We start from the raw sequence: 26,315 nt of genomic DNA, 5'->3' as shown, positions 1-26,315 counted from the left end.
TTATTAGATTTTAATGTACATATTGCACATATATTTTTACTTAACAAGAGCTTTGTTAAGCCAGATAAATATAAAAATGTACCGTTAGAATCAAGCTTTCCGAGTACCTTATTTTTTTGTTATCTGCTTAACATGTCAGCAGATGAAGGAATCCTTGATTTTCAGAAAAATCATTTCTGGCTTTATGAACTGGCAGATGAATAAATAATCCCCGAAAGTCAGACTGGACTTTCGGGGATTGCTTATCACTTTCTATCTTCTTGAAGACTAATCTCGTACAGATCAGCCCCGGCAGCCTCTGCCAGTTGTTTGTCATACGATTCCAATAGGGTTTTGGTCATTTCCCTTTTTCAGATAAAACCTCATCTCGTGTCTTGATTTCCGTCGATGTGGCAGAGTACTCTGAGACTTGAGCCCGAACCTCTTCTCCCGCAATCATCTTAGCTATATCATCTCGAACACCTGCAATATTATTCTTCACATAATAAAATACTTCATCATATGGTCCGGAACTTGTCCAATAGTCTGCAAGCTGATTGTCCGACAAAGACGCTACGATTGATCGAGGATTATAAAGTTTGACTCCACTCATCGTTTCATATCCATCGTACCACTTCCGTAATCCTTTCAATGTTACCATAGGCTCGAGAGTATTTGTCTTATAACGTTCATACAGCATCTTTACTTCATTGTCAGTGAACCCGAAATATTCACCAAAGCGTTCTTTAGATGCCATCGTATACTCTAAAAACATATTAATTTCTGAACCACTGGAGTACTTTGCAATCGGGAGAATACCTGTCATATAAGCAAGTTCCACATAAGGCTGATCTTTTAACAAACTACTTAAAAATGAAATATAGCTTATCTTATCTTCGTCTGTTACAAAGCTTCTATGGAAGATAAAATCCCACTCGTCCAATACAAAAATGAACTTCTCCTCTTCGCTCTCTTCATGTATGGTATTTAATGCATCCCAAAGCGTATCTGTTTCACTAATTGCTGCCTCCGGATAAGCCTTCATCAGATCATCAAGTAATTTTTGCTTAATACGATCAATATATGCCGCGTATGTTCTTGTTCCCGGCATCTCATTGAGGCTGATACAGATTACATTATGCTGATTTCTATGCTTATTATATCCTTCCTGCGCTGCCACGCTCAGAGTATCAAACATAACACCTTTATTGTTTTTTCCAAAGAATGCGCCGATCATGTTTGCCATGATGGTCTTCCCGAACCTTCGCGGCCGCGTGATACAAATATACTGATTTCCTCTCTCTACAAGAGGCATAAGTTCACATAATATCTCTGTCTTATCAACAAAATAGGGATTCCTGGTTTCACTGAGGTAAAGCGAAACAGGTTTATTACTATTAAGATAAAAGCCCATTCTTAACACGCTCCTTTCAGCAGTCTGGGTGCCAACTATATCTCTCCATTCAAATCATTTATAATTTCATTCTAGCATATCTGGCATTGTAATACACTACCAAAAGCAAAGTAAAGGAATATTCTTTACTTCTTCAGAAGCATAGACCCTAAAAACATTTGTAGCAACCTGAATATCTGTTCGATTCCTTCAAACCTCTGCATAGAATTCCGCTGCTCTTCGATCCAGAAAGATTATCCGAGCTTCTATAGAATCACTTATCCTGATACTCGCTCAAAACATCTGTGTCAATAGCCTTGATTCAAATGATTTACGGACAGATACACAAAAATTGTGCTTACATTAGGCTGGTCTGATGGAAGCACCTTTCTTCCTGTTAACAGTATTTTGCTCTCTACTGAAAACAAAAAGAACAGGGTTAATGAAACAAAGGAGGTTGACAAAAGGACTGTCGGTTACAAACGTCGCAAGCTTGCTGTAGAAAAAGGAACGATTGCCATGCTGGAACTATTGAAATCTGCAAAAAGAGCTGATATTTCAGCTAAATATGTCCTTTTTGACAGTTGGTTTTCATCCCCAAGTTCTCTTCGACAAAGATAGTGTCATAATTTTCAATTTTGGCATCTTGATCAGCGAGAGAATCAGAAATGCAGCCACCCCTATGATAATAGCTCCGGCAGGAACCCAGAAGATAAACCACCAGAACTCAACAGCTATAGTTGCTGCAAAAACTGCCAGCAGCATCAATAAAACAACACCTCCAAGAAAAGCAAAAAGTAAAAACCAAAGCAGCTCTTTTAGAAATCTCATAGACAATACACCCCTTACTCAAACAAAGATGACGCGTCAAACAGAATATTACCCGGCATACACACTTTGTGCTTTTTTGCAAAGGAATCTATAAAGTCTCCTCTTGGTTCCTTATAGTCCAGATATTCCTGCAACAGTTCTTTTTTTACCTGTTCTCGCTCTACGGCAGCATCCTGCTCTTCGGCATAAATAATACCATAAAATCTTTCAAATGAAAAATAGATTTCGTATGGTCCCTCCAGTGACGAGAATAAACTTACTTCGAGCAGTTCGCCATATACCTCATCGATTTCCAGATAAGTACCACTGTAATGTCTTTCTTTCTCTGAAAATGCTTCTGTTACATCTACCCATTTATCCAAATCCATACACCTCTCTTCAATATATTCTTTCAGCTGATCCAACTAGCTTTCTCAGGAACTTCACCCTTCATCTGATATTCCAGCTCATTATGTGGTCCTGAAGTCCTCTTTACTTTTTTATTTAAGTAGCTGCTCTGGAAATAGACTTCTATATTCCATTGTGGTATAATTTATTGGATCTTATTTACTTAAAATTATAATACTGTAATACATTAGATAAATCAAGAAAACTAGTCAATAAAAAAGATTAAAGGGCATAGATATGGGAAGAGAGATAGCACCCATCGTTTGTAAAATCACAGACGATGAACGTGGTTTAAAAGAATTTGAAAGCAAAGTACATGCCTCTGGAAAAGAGAATGATATTATGCTGCAGTTTCCAACCGTGTATATACATAATTGGAAAGACAAAGAAGATTTTGAAGTATATATTGGTGAATCAAATAATATTATCCAGAGAACTAAACAACATTATTCCAACCAGGCAGATCCCGACAAATGGCAATATCAGCTGACAACACATAATTCCACCTTATATATTATTGGACACGAACATTTTAACAAATCTTTGACTTTAGATATAGAAAATCGATTGATGCTTTATATGATGAGCGTTGATCATGTGAGAAAAATCCATAATCTAAGGGGAAATCCGCAAAATAAGTACTATCCTGCAAATGAACTTGATAGTATTTTCAGAAAAGTATGGAAAAAGCTTCGGAAATATAATAAGGAACTCTTTCCTGTTGAAAGTGAAATAAAGGATTCAGCTGTGTTTAAGGCGTCACCTCTTCATAAACTCACACAAGAACAAGAAAACATTAAAGAAATTATCATTCAAAAAATCTTTGATTCACTGTATACTGGAAAAAAGAACCAACTCATTTTTGTTGAAGGCGAAGCCGGTACCGGAAAAACAGTTCTTAATAGCAGTACCTTTTATGAAATATTTATTAGAGCAGAAGAAAAAGCGGAAAAGGGCGATAACTCAATACACTGCTGCATGATGGTAAATCATGATGAGCAGATCACAATATACACTCAAATTGTCCAGAAGTTAGGTCTTACTGAAAAATATAATGCGGTTGTATGCAAGCCAACTACATTTATCAATAAACATACTAAAACTGATCGCGTTAATGTCGCTTTTATCGATGAAGCCCATTTACTGCTAACGCAGGGAAAGCAGTCCTATCGTGGTGAAAACCAGCTTCAGGATATTATTGACAGAGCAGATGTTACTGTTGCAATGTTTGATGAAAATCAGGTTCTTACGACGGACCAATATTGGGAATCAGATATCTTAGAGAAATTCAAAGAACAAGCCAGGAAATCCAACAACTTATTTGAGTTAACTAATCAGTTAAGAATGCGGGCCCCTGAGGATATTATAGATTGGATAGATAACTTTACAAAGAATCAACAGATCAATCAGATTCCAAATAATCAGGGAAAATATGAGCTAAGAATCTTTAAAAATCCGGAAGCTCTTGAACTTGCAATTAAAGACAAGGCAGCTGACGACAATCACAAACTATCAAGATTAATTGCTACCTACGACTGGGCATACAATAACAAGGATACAAAAAAGCGCATATCCAAGTATTGGGAAGTGTCAATCGGAAAATGGCATAAACCGTGGAACAGGGAGTTGAAAAAAGCTCCAGAACTCAAAAAAGACAAAGCATTGAAGTCATTATCATGGGCAGAACAGCCACAAACAATAGATGAAGTAGGCTCCACTTTTACAATTCAGGGGTTTGATTTAAATTATGCGGGTGTTATCCTTGGACCATCAGTTAAATACCGTAATGGCAAAGTGGTTTTTGATCCATCCGAAAAAAATTATAAGAGAATGACACAGAATCGCACCTTATCGAATGGTAAAAAAATGAAGTTTGGAGAGACATTAACGAAACATGAGGTACGGGTACTAATGACACGGGGCGTTGAAGGATTATACATATATGCCTGTGATAAAGAACTTAGAGACGCTCTGATTACAGCATATAGAAGGGAGAAAATATAATGACACAGGATACAATTAATCAGATACTACAGTTTCGTGATGACCGTGATTGGAAGCAATTTCATAATCCAAAGGATCTCGCGATCTCTATTTCTCTGGAGGCTGCAGAGCTTTTGGAAACCTTTCAGTGGAGCGCAGATAATGTAAACTGTGATGATAAAAAAGACAAAATTCGTGAAGAACTCGCAGATGTTGTAAACTACTGTGTCCTTATGGCTGATACGTGTGGATTAAACCTCGATGAAATCGTTCAGGAAAAGATCAAACGTAATAATGAAAAATACCCGGTAAAAAAAGCCAGAGGTAGTAAGAAAAAATATAACGAGCTATAAGCTATTAACTTTCTCACCCCTCAATAAAGGTTTGAGTTCTGCAGTAAAAGTGGCAGAAATCCGTTATATATCGACTTTCTGCCATTTTGTCTACCAGTGGTATCTTTCACTGACAGTAGTCCAAACTATTTGTTCTTATAAAGATATTCCGTCACATTGGATTGAAATTGACGGTATTGCCTTAACCATAACCAGGCAGGGATTCCACTCGTCCCACAAGTCAGGAAAGACTTCGAGCTTTGAAAATCCCATCTTTTTATAGAATGCTATTGTCTGATCATATTCTTTATAGTGACCTTCATCTACGGTTTTCACCTGTAGATACTTATAATTGATCTTTGCATATTTTTCTAATGCCTGACGCTGCCCATAGTAACAATGTTCTGGAATCTTCAATATATTCCTTTGTACTATCTGGAAGGCCAAACCACTCTGGCAGATCACTTAAAACATCAGAAACAATCTGTGCTTTTTCATCCCCGTCATATACTTGCTGTATCGCGATCTCATTTTTCATTCTTTTCCTCAAGGTAACGAGTCACTTTCTCATCGTATTCAGGATATTTAAATTCCATCTGTAATGCGACTCCAGTTGATGCATTTCGAAAAAGCTCACAGCATTTCCAGAAAGAACTCCATATATTTTCTTTAGTATCATTCTGATATGTTTTCATGACCTCTTTCCATACACCCGCAGAGAGATAATTTTTGAGATATTTAAAATTCTTTCCCATACTGGCGGAGAAGTCAATCTCTATCCCAACCTGCCAGGATAGCATTGTATAAAGCTGGTTTCGCATATTAGTAAGATGGTCAATTGCATAGGGAAATTCTTCCCGGCAGAGCCCCTTTACAACATAAGTAGATAACCACCAGAATTCATTACAGCAGTCATCAAAATAGGCAGCGGTCGGCCGCTGAACCCAGTAGTCTTTATCCGTTGATGGCGGGAGAACAGGCACCCGATGGTCCTTATCCAGTAATATCTTAATCAGCTTATCGTTTTGCAGATATTTATTTAATTCCTCTATCGGAACTAGGATCAAGTCAATTCTTGTTTCATCTTCAAATAGCATTAAGTAAGAAAACCAGTTTCCAAGTTCAGGTGGATACAAATCCATTGCCTCCGGCATCTGTAAAATGACGCGCTGCCCGAATATATCAATCCATGATGGATGATCGAGAAAGCTCTGCATATCAGTGACAACATAAACGATATCATAATCCTGGAAATCATCTTTTGGCACATTCGGATTTGTGCGTGATCCATTCATTCCAACAATCCGCACACGTTCATCTTTTTCTGCCACAGATAGTATCAACTCATACATTTCCTTTTCAGATCTCATACTCATCCTCCAAATCTATTCAAAATAGGTTGTAGATCTATTTTTCAAAATTTCCAACTGTTTGTTCGTCGTTCTCTGTTCAGATAATTTTGGAATATCACATAGGCGGAAAAATCTACTATCCGACGTTTCAAGATTGTCTTGAAATGTGCCATCAATAATGGTACAGCTGAAAACCATTTTATAAAATTGAAAAATCTGAGGAATATCTTTCCTTTTATTGGTATCAAAAACAGCCAGTAAATGATCCGCAGTAACATTCATTCCTGTTTCTTCGAAGACTTCTTTAATTATATTTTCCTTTGGAGATAATCCTACTTCAGCATATCCTCCAGGGAGTGCCCATTCTTTTGTTTTACTGTCTTCCACCAGAAGAATCTTATTGTTATACTGAATATAGGCTCTCACATCAATTTTAGGTGTCGGATATCCTTCATCCTCAATAAATAAATTTTCCAGTTTTTCTACAGAGCTGCTGCTAATCTCGCTTATTAAATCAAGCGAAATATCTTTCAGCTCTTGATAGCGTTCTTTGTCAAAATCATCTTTTCCATAATACAGACCAGCTTCTGCCAATGCTAATACTCGCTGATAGTTCATTAAGGTTTTACCATTCATTGAATTTCCCCTTGTTTACTTGAGCACACTAATATCTTTAATCATATCTCCATTAATAATACGTACTTTCTTTTTTTCTTCGACTTTAATCCAATTTTCTTCCACTGTAATCAGCTTCCCCTGTATAGAACCAAAATCATTGAAAATCGTAATGATACAGTCTTTTCCAATCAATTCCTGAAGCATCTCTTTTGGCATTTTTATCTTCCTCCCTTTCCTTTTCTTCTTAACCTGATTCATCATGAATTTACTTCTGGATGGAATTATGACACACACCAGAATTATAACAACTACAATAATCCAATAATTTTGAATAGATAACACCTCCACTCCCCGCAAATAATGTGTTAATTTTTATGATACCAGGGTCAAAAGTGCGGAGTAATCCGTGTATCATAGGGGTCAAATTACTTTTGACCCCAACATCTTTTTATTTTACCTTAAAACATTGCTTCAATCAATACACTTCTCTGTCAATTTATCTTATAGAACATATATCGTACCCTGTCGATCCTGCTATTCGGACGGCGTGGCTGGAGGGGTGGCTTAACAGCCGTAACCTGATACCCCTTTAACTCAGTCAGGCACACACTGCGTCCATTTGTATAAAACGTTAAATCATTCCGGTACTCCTGAATACACCGCGCCGGAATCTCTCCCGTCAAAATGACTTCCTTGTTTTTCATCTGAGTGCTTGCGATGTCCGCGCAATATTTTGGAGCATCGTTATAGGCCCGTGAAAGATACTCCTGTGGCGCATATATTTCAAAACTTAGATATGGCTCTAATAATTCCGTACCGGCTTTTCGAAGAGCCTGCTCCAAGACAACCGGGGCAAGAAGCCGGAAGTCTCCCGGGGTACTGACCGGACTGGAATATAATCCATAAGTAAAGCAGACTTTACAGTCGGTTACATTCCAGCCATATAATCCCTGTTCACAGCCATAACGAACTCCCTCCAAAACAGCATTTTGAAATGACTGCATCAAATATCCGGGAGAAACCCGGCTTTCATACTGAACGCCACTCCCCAAGGGAAGAGGTGTTATAGACAGACCGATCGAAGCCCAGAAAGGATTCGGCGGCACCGCCATGTGAATGGTGTACTCCGCTTCTTTTAAAGGCCTTTCTTTGTAAATGACTGTAGGTTCTTTGGTTTTCACCTCCAAATGATACTTTTCCTGCAGCAGCGCACAGATGACTTCCATCTGCACCTTTCCCAGGAAAGAAAGTACAATTTCATGCGTCGTGGAATCCACATCATAATGTAAAAGCGGATCACCATCGGAGATTTCCAGGAGTGCGTCGAGCAGCAGCTCTCTCTGTCCGGACTCACACAGCTCTATCGTTGTCTGCAGCATCGGAAGGGGATTCTCAATTCGTTCTCTTTCCGGCAATTTCTTTGCGTCTCCGAGAACAGTATTTAACTTTAAACTCTCATGTTTCAGAATCACAATCTCTCCGGAATACGCCTGGTCGACCTTACGCAATTCCCCATTGATTGAAGAATACATTTCTGTAATTTTCATTCTTTCTTTATCCGATATGCGGACCGAATCCCGCAGATGCAGTATTCCGCTGTAAATGCGTGCATACACAAGACGCTGTCTGCTTTCATCATACTCAATCTTGAAAACAGTTCCACTGAATTCTTCCTGACTTCGCTCTGTCGAGGAATCATATTTCCCTGTAATGACATCTCTGAGCTGCTCAATTCCTATATTTTTCTTTGCGCTTCCGTGGTAAACCGGATACAGGGAGCAATTCTGGAATCTTCTGTTCTCTTCCTGTTCGAGCTCTGATATGTTCAGTGATTCTCCCAGTGTATATCGTTCCAGTAAGCCATCATTTCCTGCAATGACCGGATCCCACTGCTCCGGTTCCATGTCATTGTTCACGGAGGGATCCGGAGATAGTTCTACTTTCTGCCTGATGATGATTTCTTCGGAAAGTTTCTCCCGAATATCCTGGTAAACTTCCGGTAAATCAATTCCATCCTGATCAATCTTATTGATAAAAAAGGTGGTAGGAATCCCTACTTTTCTCAGCGCGTGGAACAGGATCCGTGTCTGTGCCTGCACCCCGTCCTTTGCGGAAATCACCAAAATGGCTCCGTCCAGAACCGACAAAGACCGATATACCTCGGCCAGAAAATCCATATGTCCAGGAGTATCCACAATATTTACTTTAACGTCCTTCCACTGAAAGGATGTGACCGAAGTCTGAATTGTAATTCCCCTCTGACGTTCCAGAGACATCGTGTCTGTCCTCGTTGTTCCCTGATCCACACTCCCCGATTCCGTAATCGCTCCGCTGCTGTATAATAAGCTTTCCGACAACGTAGTTTTCCCCGCGTCGACATGAGCCAGAATACCAATGTTAATGATCTTCACGTTTTATCCTCCATTCAACTAATAAAAAGTATAAAAAGTCCCAGTAATAGATACTCCTATCACTGGGATCATTGAATGGCCATAGAAACACAAAGAATACAGATCTTCTCTGAATTCTTTATAGTCGTATAATAAAAGTATTCTTAAACTGGGCACAAAAATCAATCCCTCCATGAAAGGGATCTTTCCTGATTTGTTCCCGCTATCAAATTTGACAGTTTATTTAAGAATACCTTGCCGCATATTTATTTACTCCTTTTGAGTTATGAATTTATAATATCACATAAGAGGTTCCCTGTAAAGATATCTGTCTGATTTCCTTGCCCCGACCAACAAATAGACGCTTTGGCCGGGAAATCACATAACGCCTGTGTATATCGATAAACCATGCTTTATGCAGTAAACGTACAATTTCCCACCGGAAACGATCGGGAATCTGCAAGCTGGACTTTGTTCGGGATACAGACGATTGAGAAATACCCTGTCGCTTTTTACGTAAGCTGCAAAGGAAATGTAGTGTTCTTTTGTCATAGGATGATCAAATGTGACAAAGTAATCCGTGTCCATTTCTTCTACTGTGATTTTGGGTTTGATTTGTGTATCCACAGGGATGATACGTTCCAGTTTTCTTCCACAACAGAAGATAGAGGCACTACCCGTGCTGACCAGAATGTTACCACAAGTAGGACATACATAAAAGCGGGCTTTATCGATATTCCCACTATCCGGCCTGTTCTGCGTTATCTCGCCCTCCATCATCTGCTTCATATCAACACCCAAAATAGCAGATAGTTCCGGCCACAGTGACAGATCCGGACATCCCAGACCACATTCCCATTTTGAAACCGTTTTATTTTGAATCCCCAGTGCGTCTGCAATGTTTTTCTGGGTAAGTCCCATCTCTTTTCGCATACTGGCGATTAGTTTTCCTATTTTCACACAATCCATGACTTCACCTCCATTTCTTCTTTTAGTATATCACACTCACAGAAATCTTGTGATGATTTGTACCAGTCTTGATGGAAGCTGCTTCAAATCGGTGATATCCAAGGTGTTTTCAGCCCCGTATAGCTCACGTATAGACTCTTTGTCCTGCCCAATCGCCGCGGCGAGGAAGGAAATGCCTTTACGTCTGTATTCCTGAAGCGTGTCTTTCATATCGCGAGCTGCTTTTTCACCTGTGTAATCAGGCATTGCCTTTGGCTGCCCGTCACTGATGCTGATGATTAGTTTGGTTTTTTGCGGCGCGCGGAGCAATCGATCGGATATAATACGCAATGCCATACCATCCCGGTTATTGCTGCGTGCCTGAATATTCATAAGAGCATATTTATCGTCTGCGCTATTGCTTTCAAAGTCTACATATGCGTAGACAGACATTTGTTCCAGTTTGGATCGATCTGCCGTATCCCCATAAACCATAATCGGAATGCCACACCCGGTACATAATTCATATAAAGCGACGGCTGCCTCTTTTGCAGCATCTAAACGGCCAAATGCAGACATAGATGCTGATTCGTCAATGCGAAGAGCAACTGCAAGAGAAGGCTCTTCTGCAGGCGGGCGCCTGCGGGCAAATACGCGAAAATTCGGGGACGCGGCCTGATCCGCACAGAATTTTGTTCCATAAAGCTTTGATTTTGCGAATTCAGTGGAAACCTCATGTTCCAAAAGTGGATTTGTTTTGCGGATCAGTTCCCGAATGACCGGCAGCAATTTAGCAGCCATTCTATGATATTCTGCCCGATTCTGCCCGGAAGCTTCCGGACGGTGAACAATAAGCTTAATCGCCTCATGAAGGCTGCCCTGAACGCTTTGCCGTGCTTCTTTATTCAATTGTTTACGAAACTCTTTTTTATTTGTTCTTTGTGGTTTGTCTGTATCGGGCTTTTCAAATTCGTGATAAAACAGAGTGCCATTTTCTCCATTATCTTCGCTTGAAAGAGCGGTACTTTCATTACTGCCTGTATCTGAATGCCCCTCACTGTCTGCTGACTTTCTCAGACGGACTGCATTTTTATCGGCTTTATCTGTCTTTGCAACGTACTCCCCGTTTTCAGAAATTCGAAGTTCCATTACATCTCGATTCTCTTCCTCCGAAGGGGAATGACAGACATCCTCCAGCGCTGCAAGCCTGTCTGTTAAATCATGGCTTACCAGTGCCTGTTCCAGGATGGCAAGCTCTTGTGGATCCGTGGTGATTTTGTAGAGTACTTTATGATACAGAGCACTTTGTACGGATGCACCGCCTGCAGCGGCATCGACCCAAAAGAGATAGGACCGCATCCCGGCTACACCTTTGATAGCATTTGCCCGGGCAGCTTCATCCAATACGATAATAGTTTCAGCCAGAAGGGAAAGTAACTCTTCAAATTGACATCCGGTCTTAGCCTTTGCCCGTTCCATCATAACTTTCTTCGATGGCAAATCTAGTTTTTCAGCATGCTGCACCCGGTCACGCAGAGCCTCATTCAGAGGACGGCATCCATTGTAGGCACGGTTTGTTGTAATAACAACAATAAAATCAGGATGCCTGTGTACGACGCGAGTTGGCAAGTTCAGACTGCCATCTGGCTCGAGTGCGGAATTTAGTGCCATTAAGACAGCTGCATCCCGAATGACTGTCGGCTCCTGAATCTCCAGGAGCCATCCATTTTCAAAAGCGCGAACAATTTCCGAAGGGTAATATCTATATTGAACAGGATCTGAATGATCATTTTCCGACAACACCGGAAGAATCGAACCCAGCACATCGGATTTATCCATATCGGCAAAGCAGGTTACTTTCGTATAGGGGAGATTAAAATTAGCAGAGAGGGCTTTGGCGAGCTCGGTTTTCCCCGAACCTGCATCGCCCTCCAGTAAAATTGTACCGATTTTCATTTCACCGCGATCCCAGTTTCTCATTACTTCCTGACAGATACGATTTTCCGCCTCACTTTCAATATGTGAAGGTGGTTTTTGCCAGACAAGGGACTGCTCCTCTTTGGTCAGCCGTCTGTCGGGTGACAAAATACAAGTTCGGTTCATATCAGTATAACTCCAGTTCTTCTAAAATGCGGTCAAGTACACGCTCGCGCTCTCCAATCAATTCTCCCAAATCATTTAAGCTCTGGGCAAATGTCTTGATATCCTCATTGATGTTTTGATTATCTACACAGACTTCTACCGGTAACACTCCGCCTTGTACTCCAATACGGTCCACGCCGGGTTTTTCCGGGTCATATAAAAGCGGCATACGATAGGCCTCTTTAAAGTACAGCAATGTTCTGGACAAACAGATCATCAAGTCAAAGATCTGATGAATCGGCAGCTCCTGTGCCAAAATCATCTTTCCTTCTTCATCACTTTTCCAAATCTGTGCAGCAATCTGCATCTTTTTGTTTTCTTCCAGCATCGGCACACCTAACGTCAAGCGTTTTATGTCGGACTGATCAGCATTTCTGCCATCGATACGATCATAGTCTTTTGACACAATCACAGCTTTTTCATTCATCGCCACATCCTCCTTGCATTTGGGTCAGATGCGAGACACTGTTCCCTCAAATTTTCTAACTTTGTTGTCTGATCCTCGTTTGGGTCATCATACTTCAATACTTTGATCACAGAACGTTCAAAACCTTCCGGGCCATACTGGTTCCAAAGCTCCTGTAATCTTTTATTAGGATGATAGTTGGATGATAATTTCATGTTTGTGCTGTTGAAGTCCGCTCTTGTGTCCTTGGAGATACCCAAAAAAGCTTCGCCTGTCTCCTTACAGTGATAAGAGATGACACCCATTTCGGGATGTCTGTTTTTATACATTTCCAAAAGTTCTTTTTTTCTTTTTATGTCCATTTTTTCACCTCGAGAATAGTATAAACCAACAGTCCTCAAAAGGTAATCCACGCTCCGTAGACCGGCGATGCGGATACTGACACAAAGAAATATAATAAAGAGAATTACACTCAAAATCGATTTAGCAAAAATTAATGAGATGATTGAGGAGATCCCCTCCATCAGTGATATACAGATAAGATTCTAAAAATATATATTACAGCAGCGCAAAGAAAAAATATTAGATCAAGCATACAAAAAGCTTATGACATCGGAGTGTTTTTATAATAGGTAATTGAGAAACGAGTTCGCAGTTACCTAATGGCGGAAGATTACATTCCAGATAAGATAAATCAAGTGGCTTCCCGGTTTTTTCATCAATTTCATCTCTCAATAACATCTCGAATGTTTGTAGGGTTCTGAACATCCAGTGGATGTTCGTTTAGCATGGACCGAAGCGGAGCGGAGACTTACTTAAATATATTCACATGCTCCGATCCGTATATGTTAAGCTATGATCCTGGCACCATTCAATCGCCAGCTTTCTGTAGTATTGTGCCTGAAAATCATACCATTGCTGTGATATCCCCATTCTGTCAACCATATCTTTGAACCTCCTGAACGCACCCCTCCCCTGTATGACACAATTCAGTTTATCTGCCTTTTCAGCATTTAGAGTCCAGATAAATTCTTCCATGATATGATATTCGTGAATTTCAAATTTCGTTGGAAGCCTTAGAAAGCGCTCCGGATTTTCATAAATTATATCTTCCAACCCCTCGTTATCTATGCCAGTAATCAGTTCATCCACAAGAAAGACACTCTCTCCTGTTTCTAGTTCATTATAACTTCAAAACGTAAAAAAGTCACCCGGACTTGCAGTCCTTTTAATTATGAGTGATATTTTTATTTTTTTATTTCTATATTTCTTTTAAATCCCACATAGGTTTCCATGAAATATATCATATATATCCCAAAGAATAATAATACAGAAATTCCAAAATACTGCAGAACAGAGGTATGCACACCTGTCCCAATGATAAAAATTTTGCTGACACGTACCATAATACTTCCACTGATAAGCATCGCAAACAAAGCGGGGCAAAGATAATATGCCGCAAGCTGCCTGGCAATCAGATGATAAATCTCCGAGCGTTCCAGTCCTATCTTAGCCAGCACATCATACCTGAATTTATATTTTGCGGAATCACTCAGCTGCTGTACAGAAAGTACTGTAAGTGCAGCACATAAAAATACCAGCCCCATATAAAAAGCCGGAACAATCAATGATGCCAGCATATACTTAACTTCAGGTATGGCATTATCCCTCACCAGATTTGTTTCACTGTAATTGACGATGTTATCTGAACCGCTGCAACTGTTTCCATCTAATGGGAGATCCGCATGTCCGGCAAAATCCTGCTCTTCTTTAGGTACCAGATCATCCAGTTCTTTCATTAAACCGGCAGGCGTCTTCCCCTTAAGGTCAACTGCCATTTCCGAATAATATGGTTTCATTGTCTGAATGACCTTATCGGGAACTATCAGAATATAATCACCTCCATTATGCCCGTCCTGAGAAAATGGCTCCTCATAAATATCGCCGCAGATTAACTCTTTATCTCCCGTTGCATCTGTTATTTTAAGTCCCTTCGGCATTTCACCTACTTCCGCACTCAGCCGCTCCTTTATCTGAATTGCATATTGCCGTTCTGTCAAAGTAATTTGCTTGTACCCTAGCATTTTTCTCAGATAATTGTAGTCTGACAGGCCCATATAGGTATCATAAGTACAATATACTCCTTCGGTTTTAAGAACCTTTTCTATTTTTTTCATGTTGGGACGTCCGTCCTTTTCCCGGTACATATTTCCAAATGCCTGCAGGTTCGTATACATCCAGACATTTGCCTGGTTGGTCTGATTTGTATAGACACGATAAATGTACGAGTCCTTGATTTCCGTATTCTTAATTAATATTTCCAGATCATCCTGGAACTCATCCTCCACATTTGGGCTGTAAATCTGAACATCAAAGGGCCACTTCGTATCCAGTATCTTATTCTCATAATCGCTGAACATCATTGCCACAGAACTTCCCATCAAAGCAATAGTAAAAAGTGCTGTCAGTGTTCCCATGGTAAACTGCATAGTACGCACCTTCGAGGAAAATTGACGCAGAAGAAACAAATTCTGCCCTCGGTAAATTCCTTTTTTCTTCTCGCGGACATAACACATAATCCATGCAGAAAGTCCTACATAAAATAGATAAATTACCAGTACCAACGCTATCAAAAATGTACAGACTGCTCCTACGCTGGAAAGTCTCGGAAAAATGGTCCAGATTGCAACAATAACAGCAATAGATATCGGAAACATCACACGCTTGATTCCTTCATGGGATTCTTTAGTCTCCTCATTCTGCCGTTTTGCATTCATCAGATCATGAATGTTCATCTTTTTAAACCTTCGTTTGCATCGGAAAAGTGCCAGCAGATAACTTCCTGCATAAAACAGCAGTGTTATCAAAAAGGTATATTTATTAAGAGTCGGATGAAATCTGTATTCTACATGTAACATGTTTTTGAGAATCGCCATCAAAACCTGCTGCAGCAAAATTCCGACGGCTATCCCGGGAAGGAAGGCAAAAACTCCAAGCAAAATATTCTCGCGCATATAAAGTCTTGCAATAGCTTTTTTCTTCATGCCTAAAAGCATGTATATTCCAAATTCACTGCTTCGCTTTTCCAGCATAAACCGTACCATATAGTTAATCAGCCATGCAACAATCAGAACAATTAAAAAAGTAGCCATCCCCGTCATCATCTGCATCATCCGAGCTATTTCAAACAGTCCAGTCAGTTCATTGTCAAAAAAGAGACTGCTAAAAGCGTACATAAGCGCAGTTACAACAGCCATGGTGAACATATAAACCAGGTAATCTTTTGCAGAACGCAGGACATTTCTAAAGGCAAGTTTACTATACATTTGACAGTTCACCCCCTGTCAATGACAGCACATCCAGAATCTCCTGCAGAAACTCTCTGCGTTTTTTCCTTCCTCTCACAAGCTCATGAAATATCTTTCCATCCTTTAAAAATAATATTCTGCTGCAATAACTGGCAGAAAATGCATCATGAGTCACCATGAGTATTGTCGCCTGCATGGATTGATTCATCTCGGTAAATGTCTCCAGCAAAATCTGTGCCGATTTAGAGTCCAGGGCACCGGTAGGCTCATCGGCAAGTAAAAGTTTTGGATGATTCACTAATGCTCTGGCACAGGCACAGCGCTGCTTCTGTCCCCCTGATACCTGATAGGGAAACTGGCTCCGAATGTCTTCAAGTCCAAGTAATTGCAGCATCTGATTGCTTTGTTTTTGGATCGTCTTCCTGTTGCCTCCACGTATAGTAAGTGCAAGTATAATGTTTTCCTCAATGGTCAGTGTATCTAAAAGATTATAATCCTGAAACACAAAACCAAGATTGTTCTTCCTAAACTCGGACAATTTATCCTCTGACAGTTCTGTAATGTCTGTATTTCCATAAAAAATATGACCGGCTGTTACCTGGTCAATCGTAGCAAGCATATTCAAAAGAGTGGTCTTTCCCGAACCGGAAGCCCCCATAACACCAACGAACTCTCCTTCTTCAACAGTAAAACTTACCCGGTCCACAGCTTTGGTCACATTGGGGCCATTACCATAATATTTTTCAATGTCACATACTCGAATATATCCATTCATTCTCTGTCACTCCTCTTACATTGATAGCCTTATTCTACCAATTATAAGCAGCCTCTGGTATCTGTAAAGCTTACAGTAATCTTACAATTTTGAAAGATAACTGCTGATTGGAAAATCCAGAGTCATTCGGGTTCCTTCTCCAACTGCAGACTCTGCCCAGATTTCGATTCCAAGTTTCTGACACAGTTTTCGGCACAAATACAGTCCCATACCTGTAGCACGCTGATGGCTACGCCCATTGCTTCCGGTAAATCCTTTTTCGAAAATACGCGTCAGGTCATTTTCCCCAATGCCTGTTCCGTTGTCTTCCAACATCAGCCAAACTCCCTGTGTCTGCTTTGTTGTATATATTTTAAGCATCAGAGCATTTTCACGGTATTTTACACTGTTTAGAATCATTTGATTCAATATGAAAGCAATCCATTTTTTATCCGTGTATACTAAATCCGGACAATCCACTTCTGCCTGCACCTGGTTCCGAATCAAATAACCCCGATTCTTCGCCAGGACTTTGTATACTACTTCCTGAAGATTCGTCTCGGAAATCATATAATCTTTGTACACCTTATCTGATCTGGCATAATAAAGTGTCATATCCACATAGTTTTCAATTTTCTGATTTTCCAGTTCTATAGCACAAAACTCCTCCTCATTGTCTTTTCTGCGGTTTTCACATATTAGCGCAATACTTGTAATAGGTGTTTTTATCTCATGAACCCAGCTTTCAATGTATTCCCTGTAATCTTTCTTCTCATCCTCAATCTGATGTATCCTTTCAATAACGGATTTATTAGATTTCCGAATCATCTCTCTATATAGCTTATCTTCCAGGCGATAGGAGTCAGGCAGCATTTCACCCAGCAGATAACGCTGATCCAGCTGATCCAATGTCTGCTCAACCCGGCGGAAATAATGGTGTCTCTGGATATACGTTACAAGTAGCCACACACACACTATAAACGCCCAGAATATCTCAATCAGTATAAAATCAGAGGAAGAATAGCCTGTTATATGCAGAAATATGCCCGCTGCACACATACAGAAAACATGTAGCAGTATGAGCATAAATTTATCCTTAAGAAAATCAAGTAACCTCATACTCTGTATCCCATCCCTCTCTTCGTTTCAATTAGCCCGGTTACTCCGATGCTTTTTAACTTTTCCCTGATGCGGGTCACATTTACACTTAAGGTGTTGTCATCAATAAACACCTGATTATCCCATAAATACTCAATCAGATCCAGACGCGATATCACCTCCCCCTCATGCCGAAACAGATAGTGTAAAATCTTCAGCTCATTCTTAGATAAATCCACACATTTTTCACCAAATTTCAGGCAGGTACGGGCAAGATCCAGTTGTACTCCATGACAGGTCAAAACTGTAGATTCTTTCGTATCCGAGGTCCTTGTCCGCTTTAAAACTGCGGCTATTCGCGCAAGAAGTATGGATGCCTGATATGGCTTCGTAATATAATCATCCCCGCCTTTCAGCATTCCTGTCAGCTCATCCATAGAATCCGTTCTGCCAGTCAAAAAAATAACAGGAACCTCCGACTGTTTTCTAATTTCTGTGCAGATATCAAATCCCGCAGCATCTGGCAGATTTAAATCCAGCAAAACCAGATCCGGCATCTGCAGCATCACCTGCTCTGCCACCGAGTCAAACTCTTCCAGTACAGTCACCTGATAAAGGGCATTCTCTAATAAAATTCTTAACTCTTTTCTAATTATTGGTTCGTCTTCAACAATTAAAATATGCATATTCATTTCACTCCACAGCACTATAAACTTACTCCAAAAAGCCGCTTCCAGTTCATGCATTTTAGAGGGCTTCAGCAAAAATCTGGCAACCCCAAGGCGGATAGCCTTCTGTGCATAATCAAAGTCTCAGTAACCTGTCAGGATACAGACCTGCATCTGATCATACTGTGCTTTAATTCCTGCCAACATGGTAAGTCCGTCCATCTGTGCCATTGCAATGTTTGTAAACACAATAATCCCTTGTCATTCCCTCCAATATTACTGGTTCATCAATCTTAGCTGTTCCGGACGAAAGCTTCATATTCGAAATCGGACAATGCACTACGCCTGTCCCGGTATCTGCCAGAAGCTGTATCTCCTCATGATTAAAATGAACCCCATAGGCGAACCAGACATCCTCACCGACCCAGCCAAGGCTCTGCATGTAGGCCAGCGATCTCATTCCATAAGATTCCATCGTGAATTTCTCCTCGTCTTTCGTCTCTGCCAGATGGGTATGAAGACGCACGCCCAGGCTTCTTGCAAGCTTTGCGGACTCTTTCATCAGATCCGGAGTCACACTGAAAGGCGAACAAGGTGCCAGAGCAACCTGCCTCATGGAGCATGCGGATTCTAAGCTCCTCTGCCGCATGAAACTGTGTATCGATCAAATCCGGCTGTCCCTTGGGAAATACATAATGATGGTCAAAGCAGGTCGTGCAACCATTTTTCATCAGTTCTCCCATACCGACCAGCGATGTCTCATAGATTACATCGCTGTCGATGTTCTTCCAGAGTTCGTATAGCGTGACCAGCCACGGAAAGAGTTCCATGTTCTGAACCTGTGGCAGATTCCTAGTAAAGATCTGATACAGATGATGATGCGCGTTGATCAGTCCCGGGTAGAGGCACATGCCGGTGCCGTCGATCACTTCATCCCACGTCTATATCTCGTTCTGTAATTTCCCTGATGACGCCGTCTTCTATATATAAATTTACATGCTCCAATACCCGGTCCTCTGTGTCACAAGTCACCAGGTAACGGATGTTCTTTACTGCCAGTGAATGTTTCATGTCATGCGATCCCCCTTATCTGTAGTTCTGAAAATAAATAACTATCTCTCAAAACCTGTATTCTGTTGTTTTAACTATAACGTATTTATGAGCAGGCGTAAACAGCTGCTGCTCTCTATATCAGATAACTCCAGCTTCGAAACCCACAGTTTACCGCTGATTGATATACCGGCTCTATAGCATCCTGCAGAGCACGCGTAAAATGATCATAAGTCTGGCCTTTATGATAGATCCTGTATTTTAACTCATCATTATTCAGATGCTCTTTTGCACATTTCTCAAATTCATCATGTACATTCGGATACTCCCACATCATTTGATAAGATATATACTCGATCTTGGCAAGTTCCGGAAAATACTTATCCCAATCCGGAAGGTTGTTGCTCTTGCTGCTGTTAATTTCCCGCGTTGTCGGATGGAGATTCCATAGTTCATCATGTGCTACATAAGACCACGGCACAAAATGGTCGATGGATAGATCTCGTCTGCTGAGCTCTTTGTGGCCGTAAATCTCATGGAAAGGATGAATTGACATCAGCAGTCTCCAATATTTCCTTACCTTTTCGAGTTTTTGTTCCTGTGGCGGATACAGTTTATTCGCAATACCCGGAACACTCGGATTTCGTTTCTGAAGATATAAAATCATATTATACTGCAGCCATCCGCAAAGAATCTCAGCATTTCTTTTGATATAGAATACCCATTCCGAATCAACTGCTATTGTTGTCCGCAGCCCCTGAAATGTATTGAAGTAGTACATCAGCCGATTCTTTTGATTCTCATCATTGACTCTTTCAGCCAGTTTTGCCTCAGATGCTTTCCAGGCGTTACCCTTCATATCAGTCATAAACGGAGCCTGAAGACGATAAGGAACATTTTTTATTAACGTTTTCTTATGCTTTATCACTTCACTGTCATCCGTTTTCTTCAGATATTCAAGAATCCTCTCTTTTTTCTCCGAAGGCTTCATATGGGTTGCCTGTTGAATATAATTAACCAGCTTTTCCAGCGTATCATTCGGTCCAAGATTTAAATGATATTCAGTAACCATATACCATGCCTCCGCAGCCATATCATCGACAAGCTCTTCAAAGGAAATTACTGTTTTTCCCTCTGTGATCTTTGATATCATTGCCTGAAACCAGAACAGTTTATAACACTCACTTTTATTATCAAAAATGCGGGACAAATACCGAATGTCCAATTCGTCTGAATACGGCAGCTGCATCTTTTCATCTTCCTCTCTTACGAATCTCTGTACTTAATATACCTTTTCCCTTCTTGATGTATGACTTTTATGCCTGACAGCGCCTACAGTGTTCTTCTCCTCTTTGCCTTCACGCTTATCGATCCATTAAATATTTCTCAACAGTCCTTACTCTTCCATCATTATAATCAACTTCCGCGGTAATTCCATAAGGTAAGATACAACGTGGAAGAGAATGCCCGAAATTCATATTGTACAAAACAGGAGTGTTTAGATCAGCAAAAACTTCATAATATACATTTTTGTATTCATTGTAATATTCTTCATCTATCGGCTTGCCGACAATCAAACCTCTGACCGTCTGCAAAATCTTTCTGTCTTTCAACTCCAAAAGCATTTCCTTTAAATGCTCCGGTGTACTGGCAGACTCACTCGTTTCTACAAATAAGATCTTTTCACTCCATTCTGCTAAAGATGGAAAGATATTATATTTTTTACAGATATCTACTTCTTCCCTGCAGGTGTCATATCCCGTAAAACCATCATAAATGCTTTCGATACACCCGCCGTAAAGCTTGCCTTGAACGATTCCTGAGCCATTCAATATTTCATACCCATGCTCCTCTATGCATGTGGTCCTGTTCATTCCAATCTGTGTTTCATCATAACTCTCCCTGTCTTTATACCAAACCAGACTAGAATGGATCTCAAAAGGTTCTCCTGTCTCTAAAAACTTCTCAAAAGATTTTGCCGTATATGGGAGCATGCCTTCAGCAAGCTCAGCCAGATCAACCAGAAAGTTCGGGCCGTAAAATGTTACCATCCCCAGTCTGCTGAACATCAGATGATTCATAGTTGTGTCTGAAAATCCGGTAAATATTTTTGGATGATTCTGTACGGCTTGTATAAATTCCCGATCTTCCATCAAATATGGATATAATCGGTATGTATCATCACCCCCGATTGCACATATAACAGCTTTAATAGAATTATCTAAAAATGCATCTTTCAAATCCTGTGCTCTGTACTCCGGATGTCTGTCAAGATCTTCCAATCCATTTAGAGCATTTTCCATGATTACTGGTTCAAGTCCATATTCTCTTAACCTGCGAAGTCCAATCTCAAGTTCGTGCTTTGCAAACGTCTCTCCCAATATACCACTTGATAGAGATACGATTGCTACTTTATCATTTGTTTTTAATCTATCGGGAATCTTTCTCGTAAAACCTCGATCGTAAAACCGTCCGTTCTTCTTCATCCATTACTTTTCCTTCCTTAATACATTACTTTTACAAGCCTATCACAAATTATTTTTTTCTGCAATGTCATCCCGGGATTTTCAATCAATCAATTAGAATACGGATTTTATTGACAAGAATATTCTTAAACAAGTATAATAATCCTATACTTTTGTATAAATAAGCGAATATTTTTGATGTAGCTCTTTTATGTAGTGCATATTGTGTATCATCATAAACTAACGCTTCCTTCAAAGTTTTCCAAATCCCATCTGATTCATCTTCTTCATAAACTGTTGAATCTGGATCGCTGCCAGCTCTTTTCTCGTCTGATCAATCATACTCCTATCCTCCGTTACGAATCTTCCGCTTGTTCTCTCTGTATAGAGAAGTTCCTCTCTCTCAAGCCGGGACATCGCTTTCTGCATTGTGCTGGGATTCACACCGGCTTCCACAGCAAACTCCCGTACAGAAGGTCATTTATCACCCGGATAAGCATTCTTTTTTCTTTAATAAAAAAGCTCAAGATTTCCAAAGTCGAACCCTGGAAAATCTTGAGCTTTTGCTGCTCTGTTTAATTAAATATCTGCGTCGGATGCGAAGTTCTCAGAACCGATCGGTGAAATGGTGACGTAAAGGCGTAAGACATCCTCTCCGGTGTTTAGAACCTCCATCTTCTGCTGTCCGTCAATCTGCATTAATTCGCCCGGCTTCAGTGAAGTCTCCGTACCATCCGTGCGAACCCTGGCACTGCCTTTCATCACCTGAAGGAGCAGGGTTGACTGGAGGTGTGAGTGCTCTGGCAGCTTTTCACCTTTTGCAATATTCAAGATAAAGGCGATGACGTTCTCACTTTTAAAAATCATTCTTTTGGCAATTTTTTTCTGGGGTTCCTGAAAATAATCAGTGAAATTGAATTTGTTCATAACTGAAATCCTCCTTTTTTATTTCAACGTAAGTAGTAAAGCCATCTTGAATCTTCCGTCTGCGGTCACGGAATGCAGGCCGTTTTTCTCAAATCGGAAGGTCTGTCCTGCCTCGATCGGATAGTCCTGTCCCTCATATCCGATGACGGCTTTGCCTTCCAGTGCGAAGACCAGTGCATCCCCGGGAGCTTTGTGGGGACTTAAACCGGTACCCTCGTCAAATGCCATCACCACAAATTTCACGGTTTCATTTTTAATTACATCCAGATTTACGATACTGTCGTCTTCATAAGGGAGAAGTTCCGCAAGTTTGAAGACCTCTCCTGCTTTTACTGCTTTGGTCATGTGTAATTCCTCCTTTGGTATAATTTCCGTATATACAAATCCTTCTTCAGTTTCTGTTCCACACAGCGTGCCGGATGGAATCATGAGCACATCTCCCTCACCGACACTCAGCTTTTTGCTGTCATTTCCGACAACAAAGGTTCCTCTTCCGCCCATCCCGATATAGATCACCGGACGTTCATAGGTCTCTGCACTGATATCCGTTCCCGCACCGAGTGAAAAGTAAGTGATATTCGTTTCAGATGAAATTCCGGATGGAGAAGAAATCGTCAGACCGTCTTTCGGCGGATGTTCTTCGGCGATGGAATGTACGCGGGTATCACGCTCCAGCCAGTGTTTCAGTACTACCGCATTATTTCTTTCCTTATCTTTTGCGGAATACAGCAGGGTAACCGCAGACTTTTTCAGCATCTTTCTGACTTCTTCTTTATATTTCGTGGCTGCCCCAGACTGATTCAGTTCACTCATATACTTCCCGGAAAAGTCCCGGAATCTCTCAGGCTGATGACCGAACCACTTTCTCAGGTTACTGGAAGGAGCGATATCCTTCCACCAGTCGGTTAATGAAGCATTTTCCTTTTTGATACCGCGCGGCCAGAGTCTGTCAACCAGAATTCTTGCCCCGTCTTCCGGCGCCGGATCCTCATACATTCTCTTTAGTTGAATCTTATTCATTTCTGACACCTCACTTTTCTTCTGTAAAATGTTCCTTTGCAGCTCTCATGTTCTGTACACATTCCAGCGTACCGAGATACTTTCCTTTCTTGTCTTTTACTGCCATGTATTTCACAAGTACAGGTTCTCCACCCTTTGTCATCCACACATCGACATGATCACGTTCTCCGCTTCGGAAACGGTCGAGGATATTCCGAACCATCTTCTCGAATTTCGGAGGATGACAGGAGAACACCTCACGGTCGATAGCCATATCCGGACGCTTGAATAGTTTCTCGCCGTCATTGAAGAACCGGTTGATATTGTTCTCATCCACAAAAGTGATTTCCATCGGAATTGTATCCAGTACTGCCAGAATCTGCTCCGGATTCATATGTCCGCTGCCCAGCGTGATCATACCGGAATTAGTCTCCGGATCGTGAGCCTCTTCGGCCTCATGAATCCTGCTTCCGGTTTTTCCGCCGACTGTCTTTAGTTCTGATCTGCGTTTCTCCGCTTCTTCCCATACTGGATAGCCGTCAGTGAGGAGCGTGTCATAAGAAGGCATCTCATAATAGATTCTCATCCAGTCCTCTGTGCTGAAATTTTCAAGGCAGAGGGGATAGAGAATGTTGTTCTCCTTATAAACCATCTCTTCCGCACGTACCGTGACCTTGTTCAATCTCTCGCGAAAATCTGATGCGTCAGTATCCTCCCCGGTCAGTGACTTTAATTCATCGCGGATCTCGTCATCCACGCCCCACATGACATTGGAAGGGCCGGAAAAATTATAGGTTTTATTTAAAAGCGGGTAAATCAGGTCTCCTTTTCTCGCGTAATGAACCGTGACAGTCCGAAGTGCCGAAGCTTTCTCTAGGAGAGAGGATGTATCCGTGTCTTTACTCAGGGCATCTTTGACGTCCTCAGCAAGGGAATGTATCTTTTCATTTTCTGTCATGAAAACCTGGACCGGATGACCGGGAATCTCTGCGGCTTCCTGTGCAGTCATCTTCTCTGAACCTTTCTTGTTCAGTGACTCCATCACAGCCTCTTCTGCATTTGCGATCTGCTCCTCACGTGTGGCGCCGTGGAACAGTGCTGAATGCACATCGCAGAGTCTTTGAACATCGGAAATCTTTGTGCCTCCTTGAATCAGTTCCTGCTCTGCTTTTGCAATCTCTGCCGCATCGACATTTTTAAAATTCTTTACGAAATCTTCCCGGACCGATTCGAGATCCTCGCCTTCCGATAACCGTGCTACATAGTTTTTTAAAAGCTTTGTCCGTTTTTCAGGTGTATCACCGACGGCCTGTGCTGATTTTGTATTTCTTTTATCATCAAGTATTTTCTTCATGTGAATACCTCCAATATCTATCTTTAAATGTTATTGTTATTGATTTATCTTGATCTTATAGTTGTATTTTACTATAATTATATCCATGATGATGTGGTTATAACCACGGAAGGGACGATAGAATGTCGGTCTGGTTCTGGAGGGAAGTGTTAATATCGAGAATATAGACCTCTGGGGAAAGAGAACCATACTCTCCAATATTGTACAGGGGCAGATCTTAGATATCATTTTATATTTAGGGCTCTGCAGTGGTGCAGGTTGGGCAACACGGCTTGACAACAAACAAGTTGTTTTATTGGGAATAGAAAAAATAATCGAATTAGAATGGTGCGATAAGGATACTATGTATGCTCTTATTTCTCACGAAATAGGGCATATCTGGCATATGAGTGCTGGGGGAAGATTTCATTGCCGGAAAACACAAAAAGAGAAAGCTGTTTTTCAGCTTTACAGCGAAGGTGTAGCAATGTGGTGTGAACAGAAGCTTTGCGGAGACGATGGTTTTTACCACGGACACAAAAAAGATTGGTTAGTCTGGTGTAAAGAGAATATTATGGGAATTAAGCATGAATATTTTCGGAGAGTTCAAAATAATATCAGCGTTCAGGATTTTTTCGGAGACTGGTGTAATTACAAAGGGTACTCAGATGTTGGATATTATTTAGGCTGCCGATTTGTAAGATTTCTTTTGTCCAAATATGATCTTTATCAGATGGTATCTTTAAATAATGATATACTTTTTGATGAATTTATCCTATTCCAAAAATCAAGTTTAAGACAACCGAAGGCTTTGAATACATTTTTCATATCCTTTTTCGTTATTGGCTGTTAATCGAATATCCGCTTGGAATATAGTCGCTTTTCTCGGTCGAAAAAACGACTATGTTATACTTTTCTATACTTCTGATTCCGACCTCTCAGCTTATCAGGA

The 26,315-nt window shown here is 40.8% G+C and carries 28 protein-coding genes and 2 pseudogenes; 4 read left to right on the top strand and 26 right to left on the bottom strand.

What is annotated here, in order from left to right; translation table 11 throughout:
- Window positions 1-127: 127 nt before the first annotated feature.
- Window positions 128-316, bottom strand: a complete 189-nt coding sequence (locus INP51_RS07085) for a hypothetical protein (RefSeq protein ID WP_193736999.1) — start codon at window positions 314-316, stop codon at window positions 128-130.
- Window positions 317-337: 21 nt separating this feature from the next.
- Window positions 338-1,393, bottom strand: coding sequence for an AAA family ATPase (locus INP51_RS07080; RefSeq protein WP_193736998.1), 1,056 nt, complete (start codon window positions 1,391-1,393; stop codon window positions 338-340).
- Window positions 1,394-1,726: 333 nt separating this feature from the next.
- Here INP51_RS07080 and INP51_RS16600 point away from each other — a divergent pair.
- Window positions 1,727-1,981 (top strand): annotated as a pseudogene (locus INP51_RS16600) (IS4 family transposase); the annotation flags it as partial.
- On the opposite strand, the gene INP51_RS07070 reads toward INP51_RS16600, so the two are convergent.
- Window positions 1,964-2,203 carry a hypothetical protein gene (locus INP51_RS07070; RefSeq protein ID WP_193736997.1) on the bottom strand — a complete coding sequence of 80 codons (240 nt, stop codon included), beginning with the start codon at window positions 2,201-2,203 and terminating at the stop codon, window positions 1,964-1,966. The pseudogene INP51_RS16600 and the gene INP51_RS07070 overlap by 18 nt on opposite strands.
- Before the next feature lie 14 nt (window positions 2,204-2,217).
- On the bottom strand, window positions 2,218-2,571 hold the full coding sequence (locus INP51_RS07065) for a hypothetical protein (RefSeq protein ID WP_207736903.1): 354 nt from the start codon (window positions 2,569-2,571) through the stop codon (window positions 2,218-2,220).
- Window positions 2,572-2,827: 256 nt separating this feature from the next.
- On the opposite strand from INP51_RS07065, the gene INP51_RS07060 reads away from it, so the two are divergent.
- Window positions 2,828-4,594 (top strand): DUF2075 domain-containing protein, encoded by a 1,767-nt coding sequence (locus tag INP51_RS07060; protein WP_193736996.1) that lies wholly within the window; start codon window positions 2,828-2,830, stop codon window positions 4,592-4,594.
- Window positions 4,594-4,926 (top strand): nucleotide pyrophosphohydrolase, encoded by a 333-nt coding sequence (locus INP51_RS07055; protein ID WP_193736995.1) that lies wholly within the window; start codon window positions 4,594-4,596, stop codon window positions 4,924-4,926. The genes INP51_RS07060 and INP51_RS07055 overlap by 1 nt, the downstream gene beginning before the upstream one ends.
- Before the next feature lie 135 nt (window positions 4,927-5,061).
- On the opposite strand, the gene INP51_RS16125 is transcribed toward INP51_RS07055, so the two are convergent.
- The 22 genes and pseudogenes from INP51_RS16125 to INP51_RS06950 all read right to left on the bottom strand — a co-directional run bounded on the left by INP51_RS16125 (window position 5,062) and on the right by INP51_RS06950 (window position 25,384).
- Entirely contained in the window at window positions 5,062-5,241 is a 180-nt protein-coding gene (locus INP51_RS16125; protein WP_230406903.1) for an N-acetyltransferase, read from the bottom strand.
- 10 nt (window positions 5,242-5,251) lie between these two features.
- Complete coding sequence (locus INP51_RS16120) at window positions 5,252-5,443, bottom strand: hypothetical protein (RefSeq protein ID WP_230406902.1); 192 nt, start codon at window positions 5,441-5,443, stop codon at window positions 5,252-5,254.
- A complete protein-coding gene (locus INP51_RS07045) occupies window positions 5,433-6,275 on the bottom strand; it encodes an aminoglycoside 6-adenylyltransferase (protein WP_193736994.1) in 843 nt (280 codons plus the stop codon). The genes INP51_RS16120 and INP51_RS07045 overlap by 11 nt, the downstream gene beginning before the upstream one ends.
- A gap of 15 nt (window positions 6,276-6,290) precedes the next feature.
- Window positions 6,291-6,893, bottom strand: coding sequence for an NUDIX hydrolase (locus INP51_RS07040; RefSeq protein WP_193736993.1), 603 nt, complete (start codon window positions 6,891-6,893; stop codon window positions 6,291-6,293).
- A 15-nt stretch (window positions 6,894-6,908) separates the two neighbouring features.
- Entirely contained in the window at window positions 6,909-7,091 is a 183-nt protein-coding gene (locus INP51_RS07035; RefSeq protein WP_193736992.1) for a hypothetical protein, read from the bottom strand.
- A gap of 275 nt (window positions 7,092-7,366) precedes the next feature.
- The gene (gene tet, locus INP51_RS07030; protein WP_193736991.1) at window positions 7,367-9,286 is read right to left on the bottom strand and encodes a TetM/TetW/TetO/TetS family tetracycline resistance ribosomal protection protein; all 1,920 of its coding nucleotides are present in this window, start codon (window positions 9,284-9,286) and stop codon (window positions 7,367-7,369) included.
- A 357-nt stretch (window positions 9,287-9,643) separates the two neighbouring features.
- Window positions 9,644-10,234, bottom strand: coding sequence for a helix-turn-helix domain-containing protein (locus INP51_RS07025; protein ID WP_193736990.1), 591 nt, complete (start codon window positions 10,232-10,234; stop codon window positions 9,644-9,646).
- A gap of 36 nt (window positions 10,235-10,270) precedes the next feature.
- Entirely contained in the window at window positions 10,271-12,316 is a 2,046-nt protein-coding gene (locus tag INP51_RS07020; RefSeq protein WP_193736989.1) for an AAA family ATPase, read from the bottom strand.
- Between the two features lies 1 nt (window position 12,317).
- Window positions 12,318-12,782: a DUF6530 family protein gene (locus INP51_RS07015; RefSeq protein WP_193736988.1), complete on the bottom strand. Its 465-nt coding sequence runs from the start codon at window positions 12,780-12,782 to the stop codon at window positions 12,318-12,320.
- Window positions 12,779-13,090: a GIY-YIG nuclease family protein gene (locus INP51_RS07010; RefSeq protein WP_331463524.1), complete on the bottom strand. Its 312-nt coding sequence runs from the start codon at window positions 13,088-13,090 to the stop codon at window positions 12,779-12,781. The genes INP51_RS07015 and INP51_RS07010 overlap by 4 nt, the downstream gene beginning before the upstream one ends.
- A 496-nt stretch (window positions 13,091-13,586) precedes the next feature.
- Window positions 13,587-13,913, bottom strand: a complete 327-nt coding sequence (locus INP51_RS07005; protein ID WP_230406901.1) for a UPF0158 family protein — start codon at window positions 13,911-13,913, stop codon at window positions 13,587-13,589.
- Window positions 13,914-14,008: 95 nt separating this feature from the next.
- Complete coding sequence (locus tag INP51_RS07000; protein ID WP_193736986.1) at window positions 14,009-16,087, bottom strand: ABC transporter permease; 2,079 nt, start codon at window positions 16,085-16,087, stop codon at window positions 14,009-14,011.
- Entirely contained in the window at window positions 16,080-16,844 is a 765-nt protein-coding gene (locus tag INP51_RS06995) for an ABC transporter ATP-binding protein (RefSeq protein WP_193736985.1), read from the bottom strand. The genes INP51_RS07000 and INP51_RS06995 overlap by 8 nt, the downstream gene beginning before the upstream one ends.
- Before the next feature lie 81 nt (window positions 16,845-16,925).
- The gene (locus tag INP51_RS06990) at window positions 16,926-17,792 is read right to left on the bottom strand and encodes a sensor histidine kinase (protein ID WP_230406900.1); all 867 of its coding nucleotides are present in this window, start codon (window positions 17,790-17,792) and stop codon (window positions 16,926-16,928) included.
- Window positions 17,793-17,938: 146 nt separating this feature from the next.
- Window positions 17,939-18,607, bottom strand: coding sequence for a response regulator transcription factor (locus INP51_RS06985; protein ID WP_193736983.1), 669 nt, complete (start codon window positions 18,605-18,607; stop codon window positions 17,939-17,941).
- A 250-nt stretch (window positions 18,608-18,857) separates the two neighbouring features.
- Window positions 18,858-19,660, bottom strand: a pseudogene (locus INP51_RS16505) (amidohydrolase family protein); the annotation flags it as partial.
- Window positions 19,661-19,775: 115 nt separating this feature from the next.
- Entirely contained in the window at window positions 19,776-20,888 is a 1,113-nt protein-coding gene (locus tag INP51_RS06975; RefSeq protein WP_193736982.1) for an HNH endonuclease domain-containing protein, read from the bottom strand.
- A 115-nt stretch (window positions 20,889-21,003) separates the two neighbouring features.
- Window positions 21,004-22,125, bottom strand: a complete 1,122-nt coding sequence (locus tag INP51_RS06970; RefSeq protein ID WP_193736981.1) for a S66 family peptidase — start codon at window positions 22,123-22,125, stop codon at window positions 21,004-21,006.
- Window positions 22,126-22,356: 231 nt separating this feature from the next.
- On the bottom strand, window positions 22,357-22,560 hold the full coding sequence (locus INP51_RS06965) for a GntR family transcriptional regulator (protein WP_230406899.1): 204 nt from the start codon (window positions 22,558-22,560) through the stop codon (window positions 22,357-22,359).
- 123 nt (window positions 22,561-22,683) lie between these two features.
- Window positions 22,684-23,031 carry a cupin domain-containing protein gene (locus INP51_RS06960; RefSeq protein ID WP_193736980.1) on the bottom strand — a complete coding sequence of 116 codons (348 nt, stop codon included), beginning with the start codon at window positions 23,029-23,031 and terminating at the stop codon, window positions 22,684-22,686.
- An 18-nt stretch (window positions 23,032-23,049) separates the two neighbouring features.
- Window positions 23,050-24,051 (bottom strand): DUF488 family protein, N3 subclade, encoded by a 1,002-nt coding sequence (locus INP51_RS06955; protein ID WP_329602329.1) that lies wholly within the window; start codon window positions 24,049-24,051, stop codon window positions 23,050-23,052.
- A 10-nt stretch (window positions 24,052-24,061) separates the two neighbouring features.
- Window positions 24,062-25,384 carry a DUF438 domain-containing protein gene (locus INP51_RS06950; RefSeq protein WP_193736979.1) on the bottom strand — a complete coding sequence of 441 codons (1,323 nt, stop codon included), beginning with the start codon at window positions 25,382-25,384 and terminating at the stop codon, window positions 24,062-24,064.
- A 295-nt stretch (window positions 25,385-25,679) separates the two neighbouring features.
- Between INP51_RS06950 and INP51_RS06945 the strand changes: the two genes are divergently transcribed.
- Window positions 25,680-26,216 (top strand): hypothetical protein, encoded by a 537-nt coding sequence (locus INP51_RS06945; protein ID WP_193736978.1) that lies wholly within the window; start codon window positions 25,680-25,682, stop codon window positions 26,214-26,216.
- Window positions 26,217-26,315 lie beyond the last annotated feature (99 nt).

The organism is Blautia liquoris (assembly GCF_015159595.1).
GTDB classification, from domain to species: Bacteria; Bacillota; Clostridia; order Lachnospirales; family Lachnospiraceae; genus Novisyntrophococcus; species Novisyntrophococcus liquoris.
This window is presented reverse-complemented; position numbering and strand designations above follow the sequence as displayed.

What these genes read in the sequence shown, in the direction of transcription:
- INP51_RS07085 (WP_193736999.1), bottom strand. Translation starts at nt 316, where the DNA reads ATGACAAACAACTGGCAGAGGCTGCCGGGGCTGATCTGTACGAGATTA.
- INP51_RS07080 (WP_193736998.1), bottom strand. Translation starts at nt 1,393, where the DNA reads ATGGGCTTTTATCTTAATAGTAATAAACCTGTTTCGCTTTACCTCAGT.
- INP51_RS07070 (WP_193736997.1), bottom strand. Translation starts at nt 2,203, where the DNA reads ATGAGATTTCTAAAAGAGCTGCTTTGGTTTTTACTTTTTGCTTTTCTT.
- INP51_RS07065 (WP_207736903.1), bottom strand. Translation starts at nt 2,571, where the DNA reads ATGGATTTGGATAAATGGGTAGATGTAACAGAAGCATTTTCAGAGAAA.
- INP51_RS07060 (WP_193736996.1), top strand. Translation starts at nt 2,828, where the DNA reads ATGGGAAGAGAGATAGCACCCATCGTTTGTAAAATCACAGACGATGAA.
- INP51_RS07055 (WP_193736995.1), top strand. Translation starts at nt 4,594, where the DNA reads ATGACACAGGATACAATTAATCAGATACTACAGTTTCGTGATGACCGT.
- INP51_RS16120 (WP_230406902.1), bottom strand. Translation starts at nt 5,443, where the DNA reads ATGAAAAATGAGATCGCGATACAGCAAGTATATGACGGGGATGAAAAA.
- INP51_RS07045 (WP_193736994.1), bottom strand. Translation starts at nt 6,275, where the DNA reads ATGAGATCTGAAAAGGAAATGTATGAGTTGATACTATCTGTGGCAGAA.
- INP51_RS07040 (WP_193736993.1), bottom strand. Translation starts at nt 6,893, where the DNA reads ATGAATGGTAAAACCTTAATGAACTATCAGCGAGTATTAGCATTGGCA.
- INP51_RS07035 (WP_193736992.1), bottom strand. Translation starts at nt 7,091, where the DNA reads ATGCCAAAAGAGATGCTTCAGGAATTGATTGGAAAAGACTGTATCATT.
- INP51_RS07025 (WP_193736990.1), bottom strand. Translation starts at nt 10,234, where the DNA reads ATGGATTGTGTGAAAATAGGAAAACTAATCGCCAGTATGCGAAAAGAG.
- INP51_RS07020 (WP_193736989.1), bottom strand. Translation starts at nt 12,316, where the DNA reads ATGAACCGAACTTGTATTTTGTCACCCGACAGACGGCTGACCAAAGAG.
- INP51_RS07015 (WP_193736988.1), bottom strand. Translation starts at nt 12,782, where the DNA reads ATGAATGAAAAAGCTGTGATTGTGTCAAAAGACTATGATCGTATCGAT.
- INP51_RS07010 (WP_331463524.1), bottom strand. Translation starts at nt 13,090, where the DNA reads ATGTATAAAAACAGACATCCCGAAATGGGTGTCATCTCTTATCACTGT.
- INP51_RS07000 (WP_193736986.1), bottom strand. Translation starts at nt 16,087, where the DNA reads ATGTATAGTAAACTTGCCTTTAGAAATGTCCTGCGTTCTGCAAAAGAT.
- INP51_RS06995 (WP_193736985.1), bottom strand. Translation starts at nt 16,844, where the DNA reads ATGAATGGATATATTCGAGTATGTGACATTGAAAAATATTATGGTAAT.
- INP51_RS06985 (WP_193736983.1), bottom strand. Translation starts at nt 18,607, where the DNA reads ATGCATATTTTAATTGTTGAAGACGAACCAATAATTAGAAAAGAGTTA.
- INP51_RS06975 (WP_193736982.1), bottom strand. Translation starts at nt 20,888, where the DNA reads ATGCAGCTGCCGTATTCAGACGAATTGGACATTCGGTATTTGTCCCGC.
- INP51_RS06970 (WP_193736981.1), bottom strand. Translation starts at nt 22,125, where the DNA reads ATGAAGAAGAACGGACGGTTTTACGATCGAGGTTTTACGAGAAAGATT.
- INP51_RS06960 (WP_193736980.1), bottom strand. Translation starts at nt 23,031, where the DNA reads ATGAACAAATTCAATTTCACTGATTATTTTCAGGAACCCCAGAAAAAA.
- INP51_RS06955 (WP_329602329.1), bottom strand. Translation starts at nt 24,051, where the DNA reads ATGAATAAGATTCAACTAAAGAGAATGTATGAGGATCCGGCGCCGGAA.
- INP51_RS06950 (WP_193736979.1), bottom strand. Translation starts at nt 25,384, where the DNA reads ATGAAGAAAATACTTGATGATAAAAGAAATACAAAATCAGCACAGGCC.